Origin of the sequence: Pseudoalteromonas sp. P1-26 (genome assembly GCF_001401795.1) — a bacterium.
Lineage (GTDB): Bacteria > Pseudomonadota > Gammaproteobacteria > Enterobacterales > Alteromonadaceae > Pseudoalteromonas.
Map to the genome: position 1 here is coordinate 123557 of NZ_LKDX01000004.1, position 12282 is coordinate 135838.

Below are 12282 nucleotides of genomic sequence, written 5' to 3' on the forward strand. Positions count from 1 at the left end.
TCTGTTTTAACTGCTTTGATATGAATAAAACACACGTAATTGAACATTTACGCTTTGCGCTAGAGGCACAACTGCAAAACGCCAAAGCAGCGGCAAAAGCGGCTCATGACGCTGCAACCCACGAAGAAAGTGTTGCTGAAACCCAATACGATACCTTGGGTTTAGAGGCTGCTTATCTAGCGCAAGGGCAAGCTGAACGAGTTAATGAGTGCTACCGTGATATTCAGGCATTCAATACGGTGTTTAAAGAAAGCGAATTTAATAAGGTTCGTGAAGGTGCATTAGTGTGTCTTGTCGATGAACAAGATTACGCAAAGTGGTTTTTTATGGGCCCAAGTGCAGGTGGCTTAATAGTCACCGTAAAAGAACAGCCTATTTATGTTGTGACACGAGAAGCGCCGTTAGGTAAGCAATTGATTGGAAAGAGCCTTGATGATGAAGTTGAACTCTCTATTGCTGGCAATAAACAGTTGTACGCCATAGAACAGTTAATTTAATTATTGGTATTTTTAATCAGTAAATTTCATCTTCAAGTAAAAAATATCTCGTTGGTCACAAAGCAAAAAAACCTCTATAAATCACATCAAGCTTAATGCTTATAAGCACCCATCTAGTTAAGTGAAGTTTAGCCTCATGCGTTCACTTAATTGGCTGGGTGTTTTCATTTTTTCATAAGACTTAATTTAGGAAAAGTCGTGTTTAAAACCTTGATTGTGGTTGATAACAATGAGCAACGTATTGCTCAAAATTTCGAAAATGTCATTACCTTTGACACCTACTTACGTGATTACCCAAAACATAATGAGCCAAAAACACGCATTTTAAACTTGTGTGATACAGGGCAGTATTTAAGTAAAGGTTATTATTGTTCTTTGCTTGCTGAAGCAAGAAAGCACCAGGTATTACCGAGTGTAAAAACAATTAATGCGCTACGTAGCGATGAGCACAGCACGCGTCATAAAGCGCTTGCTGGTGGCACTGTCTTTTTTGGTCACACAGATAAAGAGCAGCAAAGTAAGGCAACCAAAGCATTATTCTCGCAATATCCAGCGCCTATTTTGGTGTGTGATGAGCAAGGTGTTGTAAAGCAAGGCACAATTGCATCATTAGATGAAACTGGCTTTACAGAGTTTGTAAAACAACTCAGTAGCTTTACGATGTCTGTATGGCGCATTCACGATAAAAAACGTCGTTACCGTTGGGATATGGCTATATTGGTTGATCACCAAGAAAAGGTGCCGCCAAGTGATAAAGATGCCATTGCTAAATTTATTAAAGCAGCCGCTAAACATGGTATTTATGCCCAAGCACTGACATTTGATGAAATTACCAATATTGCACAATTTGATGCGTTATTTATTCGCCAAACCACAGCCATCGACCATCCAACCTATCGTTTAGCGAGTAAAGCACAAAGCTTAGGGTTAGTGGTCATTGATGATGCAGAGTCAATACTGCGCTGTTGTAATAAAGTGTATTTGCACGATGCCTTTAATTATCAAAAAGTGCCAAGTTTAAAAACTCACGTTGTAGCTGATACAAGTGAAGAGACAATTGAAAGTTTAGAAGCAAACTTCAGCTACCCACTGGTATTAAAAATGCCAGAAGGCTCTTTCTCAAAAGGCGTATTTAAAGTCGCTAATCGTGATGAGTTAGTTGCTAAGTTAACAGAACTGTTTGAGTTCAGCGCACTTGTGCTAGCACAAGAGTACATGTACACCGAATATGATTGGCGTGTCGGGGTGTTAAATGGCCGTGCAATTTATGCGTGTCGTTATTTAATGGCGCGTAATCACTGGCAAATATACAACCATGATGCAAAACGATTTTTCTCAGGTGGCTTTGAAACCTTGCCAACGTTTGAGTTACCTAAAGTGGTACTTGATGCAGCATTAAAAGCCTGCAAAACGGTGGGTAAAGGTTTGTATGGCGTTGATGTTAAAGAGCATCAAGGTAAAGCATACGTGTTAGAAGTGAATGACAACCCGAGTATCGACCACAAAGTCGAAGATGCCTATTTAGGTGATGAGCTTTATATGATCATTATGGATGAGTTTAAACAACGCCTAGAAGCACGAGGCCGCGGTTAATGAACGTATCTGTTTGTCAAATCCGCTTTGCTAAGGCTGCGGATTTGACGGCTCTTGTCGTCATTGAAGAGCAAAGCTTTAACCAAGATAGATTAAGTAGCCGTAGTTTAAAACGCTGGATCAGCGCAAGCCACGGCTTACTGATGGTGGCTGAGGTAGATAATCAACTGGTTGGTTATGGTTTAGTGTGGTGTCACAAAGGAACGCGGCTTGCTCGGTTATATTCACTGGCGGTTTTGCAATCTCAGCAAGGTAAAGGTATTGCTTCAAAGTTACTACTTGCGCTTGAAAATGAAACGGCTAAACGGGGCCGTTTATACATGCGTTTAGAAGTTGCGGTAAACAACCAATCAGCAATTCGTTTATATGAAAAACTGGGTTACCAGGTGTTTGGTCATTATAGTGATTATTATGATGACCATAGTGATGCCCATCGAATGCAAAAAAACATTCGTCGTAATATCGAATTTAATGCCGATAAACACACACCTTGGTACCAGCAAACTACCGAATTTACCTGTGGCCCAGCGGCGTTATTAATGGCAATGTCATCATTGAATGATACCGCAATGAGTCAACTTAAAGAGCTGGATATATGGCGTGAAGCTACTACTATTTTCATGACTTCAGGGCATGGCGGTTGTCATCCTCTAGGGTTAGCACTTGCTGCAATGAAACGTGGCTTTAAAGCTGATGCTATTTTAAATACCCGTGATACCTTGTTTATTGACGGGGTAAGAAGCGAAAAGAAAAAAGCCATTTTGCATATCGTACACAATCAGTTTGTAGCCGAAGCGATAGCTGCAAAATTGCCTGTGAGGTACCAAGAGTTAACCTTGGCTAACATTGAAGATTGGCTTGCTGAGGGTAAAGCGGTGGTGTTATTGATCAGCACTTATCGGTTTGATGGTAAAAAGTCACCGCACTGGGTGTGTGTAACGCATATTGATGAGCATTGCTTGTACGTGCATGACCCGTTTTGTGAAAACGAAAAACAATTGGCCATTGATTGTCAGCATGTGCCAATAGCTAAAGCCGATTTTACTAAAATGGCTAGTTTTGGTTCATCGCGTCTCAGTACTGCGATGGCCTTTTATTTATAATTTTGATTGTTAGTTTGATTTGGAAGTGCAGTGACACTGAGTAGTTTATTTGATATCGCCCCTTATTCTTGGTCAGCAATTGGTAGCGCTGCATTTTGCGGCGCAATTATTGGTATGGAGCGTCAATTACGCGGCAAACCTGTGGGTATTCGTACTTCAGCGCTCATTGTGTTAGGTACTTATTTGTTTCTATCAACAGCGTTTATGTTGCATGGGGAAGATATTGATCATTCACGTGTAGTTGGCCAGATCATTACTGGTATCGGCTTTTTAGGTGCAGGGGTGATGCTTGCAAAAGATGGCGCGGTAGTTGGTGTAACATCTGCTGCGACAATTTGGGTATTAGCATCAATTGGTGTTGTTATTGCTACTGATAACTTACTCGCTGCGATAAAGCTATCAGTACTAGTGGTAGGTATTTTATATGGCGTAGATGTACTTGAAGCTAAATTTAAGAGCTTAGGGCGCGGTGTACATGCCCGTGTAAAACGCTATTCAAAGTTGTATTATCGAAAAGAAAAGTGAAGTTAGAAGGTAATAGAGGTTAGAATTTAGAAGTTAGAAGTGAGTTTCTAACCATAGTATTTAAATGCTTTTTGGTATTGATATACTTTGTTTCATAAGGCATAAAAAAGGGATTTATATATATGAAATTACTCTTGTTTATTCTGACTCCACTGTGTTTTGTTATAAGTTCTACGGTTAATGCGATTGTACCAAACACTGAATACTATCAATCTGCGCTAATGCACATTACTAAGTTAAATGAACAACTTTCTAAAGTTGAAATTGCATTGAAAACGGAAAAGAACAAAGATATATATCTACAATTACAAACAAATATACAAGATGAAATTGTATTAATCCAAAAGCGAGTTGCTTTATACAAACAAATAGAGCAACAAAATTTGATCATGTATTCAAGCACTCATACAACAAAGTAGCGAATGGAAAAAAGTTACATAATTAAGCCAGCTAGTTTAGAAGATTTGTTACTTGTCGATAGTCAAATTCCTGAGTTTGATGGCCGAAATACCCTTAGTAAATTACAAGCACAGTGTGCAGATGTTGACCACCTAGCTTTAGTGGCTTATATCGATAATGAGCCTGTGGCATATAAACTGGGTTATGCGTTAGATTCAAACACTTTCTATAGCTGGCTTGGGGCGGTTGCACCAAAATGTAGAGGGCAGGGCATTGCAAAGGCTTTATTAAACGCGCAAGAAGCATGGGTTAAAGCCAACAATTACCTAACCATAAAGGTTAAGTCGATGAACCGTTTTCCTGCAATGCTAAGTATGCTTATCAAAAATGGTTATGCCATAACAGGCTATGAAGACAGAGGCAGCACACAAACTAGTAAGATTTTATTCACGAAAGACATTTAAACTTTTTAGCTTACTTTGGCAAACTAATTAAAAAGTGGGCGCCTACATCACTTTCTTGTACGCAAATATCGCCTTGCAGTTGTTGGCTAACTATTTTCTTCGCTATGCTGAGGCCAAGCCCTATACCTGATTGGTTGTTTTTACCTTTATAAAATGGGGTGAAAATTGAGCTTAGTTCAGTACTGCTGATACCGGTGCCGTTATCGGTGTAGTGAATTTTTAACACCTCATCAAAATCAAAAATATCAATTTCTATTAAAGGGTCTGTAATATTGTTGAATGCATGCTCAATTGAGTTTTGCAATAAAATAAACAGCACTTGTTTTAGCAAGTCTATTTCAACTTCTAATTGGCTATGCGGGTTTTGATAATTAATGTCTAATTTGATACTGCGATGTTTTATTTGCTCTTCTAAGTGTTTATACAATGACTCAGAGAGTTGCTCTAACGTCATGATTGTTTTACTTGATTGTGATTTGGTATACAACAAATCTTGTAAAATACGTATTTTATAAGCAGATGATGTTAAGTTTCTGTTTAGTAGTTCATTGGTATTTATCAATGTCTCTAAAGTATTTTGCAGTGCTTGTTGGCTAAGTCGTTTTTTTAAAAGTCTGGTTTGTGTTTCTTTGACAGCAAGTTGAGTAACATCTACTGCGGTAATGCAGTTACCGAGTGGTGTGTTGAGCTCGTGGGCTATTCCTCTAATTAAAGTGGCTAGTTCAGCAAACTGTTGCTGCTCAAACGCTTGTTTTTGCTGATACAATAATTTCAGTTGTGTTTCGAAGCTTTGCTTAATGGTTTCGAGTAGCTTTATCACAGGCTCGTTATATTCATGGGGTTTGCTATCTAAGATACAAATTGTGCCAAATGGGGTGGTGTCTCCTGCACATATAGGTAAACCTAAATAAGAAATCATATTAAGCTTGATATCAGGGTTTTCTTTCCAGTTCTCATCAACAAGTGCGTTTGGTATGTTCAGTAAGTTCTGCGTTTTTACGACATGCTCACAATAAAGGCCTGAATCTTCTAACTCTTCACTGTCACCAATTTCATAAGGATTTGCTTGGTTATTGTTTTTTGAAAACACACTAATAATATTGTTTTCTACTTTCATTACTAAGGCGACGGGTACATCAGCAAAAAGGGCTAAAACTTCGAGGGTTTTATTCCAACTTTGCACTAATTCATCATAATCAAGCTGATACATTTTTAGACTCAAACAAATACCTATACAACTAACTAAAAGCTTAGTAATAATTTTTAATTCAGCAACTTAAATATGATTAATCTGACCTTTGCTTAGAACAATTCCGGCATTTTAGCTTTATCCAAATAGTTTTCGTCTAACGACTGTGCGATATTCACTAGGTGTTTGTGAAAGCACTTTCTTGAATACCCGTGTTAAGTGACCTTGGTCGTTATAACCAACTTCCAGTGCAACTTCTTGAATAGACAAATTTGAAGACGCTAATAACTCTTTTGCAGTTTGTACCCGCAACTGTTGCCAATACTCCACAGGAGTTTGGCTGGTGGCTTGGCGAAAACGGCGTGTAAAGGTGCGGTAGCTTAAACTAAATTGTGCTGCAATTTCTTGCAGAGTCAGTTCAGATGTTAAATTGTTTTTTAACCAAAATTGAATTTGTGCAATGAGTTCGTCTGGGTGTTTATCGACGGCACCCTCAAGGTAGCGCTGATCTTCATAGGGCTTACGAATTTCATGGGAGAAATTACGCTCAACATGCTGCGCTGCTTCTCGTCCGTAATATTGACTAATAATATGCACAATAACATCGGCAAGGGCATTTAAACTCGCAACTGTATACATGCGCTCAGACTGTGTGATGAAAAAATCAGGCTTAAGCTGCACTTTAGGGTAGTCACGTTTAAATTGTTCTGCGTAATGCCAGTGGGTGGTAGCCGGGTGGCCATCCAATAAGCCTGCTTCTGCAACTAAACAATTACCTGTGCCTACACCAATGATATGACTGCCTTGTTGCCAAGAATTACCAAGCCAGTTCACCAAACTTTGCTGATTGCTCACCACAGGACGCGGGTTTCGCCAAATCCCAGGCACAATAATCAAGTCACTAGCAGGCGCGGTGACGGTTTCGCAATCGGGCATAATTGAAAGCCCAGTACGATTAGGGATCGCTTTTAGACTACTTGCCACTAAATTGATGTTTAGAGGTTTAAATTCGTTCTGCTGACGATGGCTTTTTGCAAAGGCCTCACCAGCTCTGAGCATTTCAATAGGCAGGGTTAAACTGGTTATTAATAAATGAGGATAAACCAAAATACTAATTTCAATGGCTTTTACTTGTTGAAGTTTCGTCACTCAAATTGCTCCGACCAGTTGCTTTTGGCCTATTGTGCATGTTATTTGGCTATTTAAGCATAAAGCGTGTTAATTAATCCATTTAAACTTGGCTTAATTCTCATAACACGTTTTCTCAAGGTTTTTTATGACAGCATTACCCGTTATTGTTGGTATGGGTGGTATTAATGCCGCTGGCCGCACTTCTTTTCATCAAGGTTATCGTCGTATCGTGTTAGACAGCTTGGACGCTAAAGCCCGTCAGGAGACATTTTTAGGCTTAGCGACATTAATGAACTTAGTCACTCTTACTGAAGGTGTACTTAAAGATGCCCAAGGCAATACCATTGCCGAATCAGACATCGAAGCTAAGTTCGGTGAACAAATTTTAGCTGGCACACTTATTCGTAAAATTGAAAAAAACCACTTCGATGTGGATGCGACTCCATGGCAGCAAAAAATGACGTTAACAGCGTCAGATGAACAGCAGATTGTTTTTGAAACGCGCCGCCGTGATTTACCAACTCCAGTACCAAGTGCTTGGCAGGTTGAAGAATTAACTGATAAAAAAGTGAAAGTCACAATTAGCGCTGATCTTGCAATTAAACATGACAGTACGCGCGATAATCCAATTAAAGCGGCCGGTCAATTACCATCAGGTTTTGAACCTTCGGCTATGTATAACAGCCGTTATCAACCAAGGGGTCTGCAAGCGACTATCTTTGCCGCAACCGATGCGATTCGTTCGACAGGTCTGGCGTGGCAGCAGGTGATGAATAGTGTTGAGCCTGATCAAATTGGCACTTACTCAGCTTCTGTGGCGGGTCAAGTTGATGATGAAGGATTTGGTGGATTAATACGTGCGCGTCAGCAGGGCGATCGTGTGAGTACAAAACAGCTTGCACTTGGCTTAAACACTATGTCTACTGACTTTATCAATGCTTATGTAACAGGCAATGTGGGTACAACCTTTACTACATCAGGTGCATGTGCAACTTTTTTATATAACTTACGTGCTGCAGTAAACGATATTCAAGCGGGTCGTACGCGTGTAGCTATTGTGGCGTCTGTTGAGTGTGCTATTACACCTGAAATTGTTGAAGGTTTTGGCAATATGAGCGCACTTGCAAATGAAGAAGGTCTAAAGCGCCTTGATAATACAGATGTGGTTGATCATCGCCGTACAAGTCGTCCATTTGGTGAAAACTGTGGTTTTACAATTGGTGAAGGCGCACAAGTTGCTATATTAATGGATGATGCATTGGCATTAGAGTTAGGCGCTGATGTGTTAGGCAGCGTTGCAGATGTGTTCGTCAATGCCGATGGTATTAAAAAATCAATTACAGCCCCGGGCCCAGGTAACTACATCACGATGGCAAAATCTGTTGCACTAGCAAACAGTATTGTTGGCCAAGAAGCGGTACAAAAGCGTAGCTTTATTTTGGCACATGGCTCAAGTACACCACAAAACCGCGTAACAGAATCACTGATCTATCATAAAGTGGCAGAAACATTTGCAATTGATAATTGGAAGGTTGCTGCGCCTAAAGCATATGTTGGCCATACCATTGCTCCAGCCAGTGGTGATCAATTAGCTATGGCATTAGGTGTGTTTAGTCACAACATTATGCCGGGTATTACGACAATCGATAAAGTGGCAGATGATGTGTATAGCGAGCATTTAGACATTCGTACTGAACACTATCAGTGTGATGCAATGGATATTGCCTTCATTAACTCAAAAGGCTTTGGTGGTAATAACGCAACTGCGACTGTGTTATCACCGGCAATTACATTAAAGATGCTAGCAAAGCGTCATGGTGATGAGGTTATGGCGCAATATCAAGACCGTCATACTCAGGTAGCCAAAGCGCAAGCTGACTATCAACAACACGCTGATTTAGGTCATTATGAGCTAATTTATCGTTTTGGTGATGGCTTAATTGATGAAAATGGCATTGAAATTAGTGAAGATTCAATGACAATCCCAGGTTTTGATAAAAAAGTTTTATTATCAAAACCAAACCCTTACCAGGATATGTTTTAAGATCAAGGCATGTTTAAGCACATTCTTGACAGCAAGGCGCTTTTAAAGCGCCTTTTTTAGTGCTATAAATGTTCCTATCAAAGGGAATTGGAGCCATTATCATGATTAAATTCACAAAACTCGCTGCACTTTGTTCACTTATCGCATTACCAACACAGGTTTTAGCACGAGATGTCAATGACTTAGGTGTTGATGTTCAAGCTGCTACCTCTGCTTATATTGTTAAAAATTCAAACAAACGTTACCCAGGTAGTTATAACGGCTCTCGTTTAGAAGGCTGGGCATTAATGTCTTATGTGGTTGATACACAAGGTAAGGCAAAAGACATTGAAGTGATCATGGCATCTGATACTCGGGGTAGTGAAGAAAATGCAGAGAAATACTTAACCAACTTAGAGTTTGCACCTGCCACAAAAGAAGGCAAAACCGTAGAAGGGGGTTACCTGTTTTCATTTGAAGTAGGTAAGTATTTTAATGGTTACTCAAATGATAAAGCGAGCCGTGGTTTTATTAATGAATACGATGAAATCAACAAAATGCTGCAAGCTAAAGAGTTTAAAAAAGCTGAGCAAGCATTGGCTGAGTTATATAAAGACCATACTAAAAACACCTCTGAACAGGCATTATTTGCATGGTTGAAAAGCCAATTTTATTATCATCAACAACAATGGTTTGGCTTTGATGAGCAGTTGTCTGTAGCCTATTTACTGCGAGCTAAGTTACCAACAGATATACAATATTTAGTCGCTAAAAGTGCTCTACAATGGTACAGCTTCAAGGGCGATTTTAATCTTGCATACAATGCTATTTATGCGTTAGATAATATCGAGGGTAAACAGTTTTCAGAAGAAAACAAACTTGCCACTATCAAGCAAATTGATGACCTATTGGCGCGAACACCGCAGATTAATTCACAAATCAATGTTTCAAAAGATAAGCTTTCATATTTATCTTTATCTCGCGGTTCAATCAAAATTGAAGGCGCGAGTGATGTTTCTAAATTACAGATCCGCTGTGCAGATCAAGTCATTGACCTTGAAGCAAGTGAATCGGTTAATTATGTCATTGATGAGCAAAGCAGACGCTGCGGTTTATTAGTTAAATCTGCAAGCCCTGCTGAGATTAAAGTTAAACAAACTGGCTATGCCATAGTTAACTCAAAATATGACGCGAGCTAATTGTTTACTTTAAGCGCTTAACATATCTTAGCGTTACGAAATTAATCAACGCCATTAAAAAGGCGATTTCGTAACGACTAAATGCCACAGCAATGCCAATAAGTCCCATGTTCCAAATACTGGCTGCTGTGGCTGTTCCATAGGTAGAGTTTTTGTTCTTCAAAATGGCACCACCGCCAATAAAGCCAATACCCGTGATAATCCCTTCGAGTACTTTTGATTCTGCCTCTGAACTTGTTAAAACAGACATGCCCACTAATGCATAACCACATGATGCAACAGCGACTAATGGAAATGTTCGTAGACCTGCACCATTACTGGTTTTTTCTCGATCAAAAGCCATTGGAAGGGCAAGTAAATAGGCAATACCTAGATGAATTAAATTATCGAGAATTTCATACCAATCAATATTAAAGTCCATGCTTTGCTCCTTGCTATAAAGATTATGATAGCTTTGCAATTTCAATACCCGATCAACAAATTAAATAAAATGAGGAAACTAGGGACATGTAGCCGGGTTTTTAAAAGCATGCCTTGCTATAATTTGCGATTTTTACGCACTGCTATGTCATTTTTTCAGCCTTTTGGCTGTTTGAATTTTAGCCATGCTAACAGTATGCTAAACACGCTGACTAAATAGGCTTCACATTGAAACATTCCACCTCCTCCCTAGAAAAAACCGCGCTTGCACTGTGTATGTTTGGTGCACTGATTGCTGTGATTTTGCCTGATGTTATCACTGAGCAAGTTCAGCCGTTTGTACAAATGCTGTTAAAATGGAGTGGTAGTAGCTTTTTCTTATTGGTGAATTTTTTATTGTTTGCCATCATTATTTTAGCAATTAGCCCACTCGGTAGCCGTAAACTAGGTGGTGAGCAGGCTGTTGTTGAGTATTCAAACTTTGGCTGGTTTGCCATGTTGTTTGCAGCAGGAATGGGCTCTGGCTTGGTTTTTTGGGGCGTAGCAGAGCCTGCGTTACATTCACTCGACCCACCACTTAAACAAAGCTTATATCCAGATAGACTAGCCAGTAGCCTCGCTTTAACCCTAGTGAATTGGGGCGCTCATGCTTGGGCACTTTATGCTGTATTTGCGCTAGTGCTTGGCGGATTAACGCAATACAGTGGGAGGTCAGGAGATATTTGTGCCCCTGTTTTAACGGCGCTTGGTAATCGCATAGATAAGTCTGCAAAATTTACTGTGTCGTTTATTGTAAGGTTAATTGCGGTAATCGCTATTTTTTTTGGTGTCGTCGGCACCATAGCTAATTCCACTTTACTGATCAGTAAAGGCGTTGAAATAGAGTTGGGGGTTACTTCAACTTTATTAGTGGGTTCATTAATCGTTTGTTTGTTAGCAGTTATTTATTCGCTGTCGGTTAAATTTGGATTACGACGCGGGGTACAGTCACTAAGTATATTTAACGTATTTCTAGCATTTAGTCTGCTTTTTTGGTTGCTACTAGTGGTGCCAATTGAGCCTATTATAAAGATTGCTTTAGATGGAACAGGCTACTATTTACAGTTGCTTGCAACTGGCACTTGGCAATTCGATAGCCAATTAAAAGCGCCGGATTGGGCCACTCATTGGACATATAATTATTACTTTTGGTGGTTAGCGTGGGGGCCATTTGTTGGTGTGTTCCTAGCCAAAATTAGCCAGGGGCGTAAAGTTTGGCAATTTATTTTGGCGGTTGTGTGTATTCCAACTTTAGTGACTATTATTTGGTTTGCGACCTTTTCGGGGGCAGCAATTGAATGGGATAGACTTAACCAAGCGGGCATTTTAGTTGCTATAAAACAAGATTACAGCCAAGGCTTATTTGTATTTTTTAATCAACTAGACTGGCAAGGAACCGTGTTTATTTGGTTAAGCTTATTACTACTGTTGATATTTGTTGCTACATCCGCAGACTCTGCAATATTAGTCATAAGAGAGCTGGTTGGCTCTGAGCAAAATAACCGTGTGACACTCTACGCATGGTGTTTAGCATTATTCATATGTAGCTTTGCATTGTTACTGCTACAAGATGAGCCATTAAATCGTAGCGTTGCAATTTTAGGCGCTTTACCTTTCTTGTTAATATTCCTATTACAGTTAGTTGGGTTTTTAAAAGAGTTTATTCGTGATATTTGTGATTAATCTACAGTTTTTTACAG

12 protein-coding genes are annotated in these 12282 nt (G+C 39.6%); 9 read left to right on the plus strand and 3 right to left on the minus strand.

Annotation, left to right across the window (positions count from 1 at the left end):
- The first annotated feature begins 20 nt into the window (after positions 1–20).
- From AN394_RS04025 to AN394_RS04050, 6 genes are all read left to right on the plus strand, one after another.
- A complete protein-coding gene (locus AN394_RS04025; RefSeq protein ID WP_054561626.1) occupies positions 21–497 on the plus strand; it encodes a transcription elongation factor GreAB in 477 nt (158 codons plus the stop codon).
- 198 nt (positions 498–695) lie between these two features.
- Positions 696–2090, plus strand: a complete 1395-nt coding sequence (locus tag AN394_RS04030) for a RimK family protein (RefSeq protein WP_054561625.1) — start codon at positions 696–698, stop codon at positions 2088–2090.
- Complete coding sequence (locus tag AN394_RS04035) at positions 2090–3193, plus strand: GNAT family N-acetyltransferase/peptidase C39 family protein (RefSeq protein WP_055020856.1); 1104 nt, start codon at positions 2090–2092, stop codon at positions 3191–3193. Before AN394_RS04030 ends, AN394_RS04035 begins: the two co-directional genes overlap by 1 nt.
- A 30-nt stretch (positions 3194–3223) precedes the next feature.
- Complete coding sequence (locus AN394_RS04040) at positions 3224–3718, plus strand: MgtC/SapB family protein (protein ID WP_054551426.1); 495 nt, start codon at positions 3224–3226, stop codon at positions 3716–3718.
- Between the two features lie 122 nt (positions 3719–3840).
- On the plus strand, positions 3841–4137 hold the full coding sequence (locus tag AN394_RS04045; protein ID WP_055020857.1) for a hypothetical protein: 297 nt from the start codon (positions 3841–3843) through the stop codon (positions 4135–4137).
- Between the two features lie 3 nt (positions 4138–4140).
- Positions 4141–4581 (plus strand): GNAT family N-acetyltransferase, encoded by a 441-nt coding sequence (locus tag AN394_RS04050; protein WP_055020858.1) that lies wholly within the window; start codon positions 4141–4143, stop codon positions 4579–4581.
- A gap of 10 nt (positions 4582–4591) precedes the next feature.
- On the opposite strand, the gene AN394_RS04055 is transcribed toward AN394_RS04050, so the two are convergent.
- Complete coding sequence (locus AN394_RS04055) at positions 4592–5803, minus strand: ATP-binding protein (protein ID WP_152968914.1); 1212 nt, start codon at positions 5801–5803, stop codon at positions 4592–4594.
- Between the two features lie 105 nt (positions 5804–5908).
- A complete protein-coding gene (locus AN394_RS04060) occupies positions 5909–6919 on the minus strand; it encodes a GlxA family transcriptional regulator (RefSeq protein ID WP_055020860.1) in 1011 nt (336 codons plus the stop codon).
- Between the two features lie 127 nt (positions 6920–7046).
- Here AN394_RS04060 and AN394_RS04065 point away from each other — a divergent pair, with 127 nt between their 5' ends.
- On the plus strand, positions 7047–8945 hold the full coding sequence (locus AN394_RS04065; protein ID WP_055020861.1) for a beta-ketoacyl synthase: 1899 nt from the start codon (positions 7047–7049) through the stop codon (positions 8943–8945).
- 101 nt (positions 8946–9046) lie between these two features.
- A complete protein-coding gene (locus AN394_RS04070; RefSeq protein WP_055020862.1) occupies positions 9047–10123 on the plus strand; it encodes an energy transducer TonB in 1077 nt (358 codons plus the stop codon).
- 4 nt (positions 10124–10127) lie between these two features.
- Here the strand turns inward: AN394_RS04070 and AN394_RS04075 are convergent, their stop codons facing one another.
- On the minus strand, positions 10128–10544 hold the full coding sequence (locus tag AN394_RS04075) for an MgtC/SapB family protein (protein WP_054561617.1): 417 nt from the start codon (positions 10542–10544) through the stop codon (positions 10128–10130).
- Positions 10545–10771: 227 nt separating this feature from the next.
- Between AN394_RS04075 and AN394_RS04080 the strand changes: the two genes are divergently transcribed.
- Complete coding sequence (locus tag AN394_RS04080; RefSeq protein WP_235576237.1) at positions 10772–12265, plus strand: BCCT family transporter; 1494 nt, start codon at positions 10772–10774, stop codon at positions 12263–12265.
- The last annotated feature ends 17 nt before the right edge of the window (positions 12266–12282 follow it).

Bases quoted from the DNA above. Each gene is read 5' to 3' on its own strand.
- AN394_RS04070 (WP_055020862.1), top strand. From the start codon at position 9,047: ATGATTAAATTCACAAAACTCGCTGCACTTTGTTCACTTATCGCATTA.
- AN394_RS04025 (WP_054561626.1), top strand. From the start codon at position 21: ATGAATAAAACACACGTAATTGAACATTTACGCTTTGCGCTAGAGGCA.
- AN394_RS04050 (WP_055020858.1), top strand. From the start codon at position 4,141: ATGGAAAAAAGTTACATAATTAAGCCAGCTAGTTTAGAAGATTTGTTA.
- AN394_RS04045 (WP_055020857.1), top strand. From the start codon at position 3,841: ATGAAATTACTCTTGTTTATTCTGACTCCACTGTGTTTTGTTATAAGT.
- AN394_RS04035 (WP_055020856.1), top strand. From the start codon at position 2,090: ATGAACGTATCTGTTTGTCAAATCCGCTTTGCTAAGGCTGCGGATTTG.
- AN394_RS04075 (WP_054561617.1), bottom strand. From the start codon at position 10,544: ATGGACTTTAATATTGATTGGTATGAAATTCTCGATAATTTAATTCAT.
- AN394_RS04065 (WP_055020861.1), top strand. From the start codon at position 7,047: ATGACAGCATTACCCGTTATTGTTGGTATGGGTGGTATTAATGCCGCT.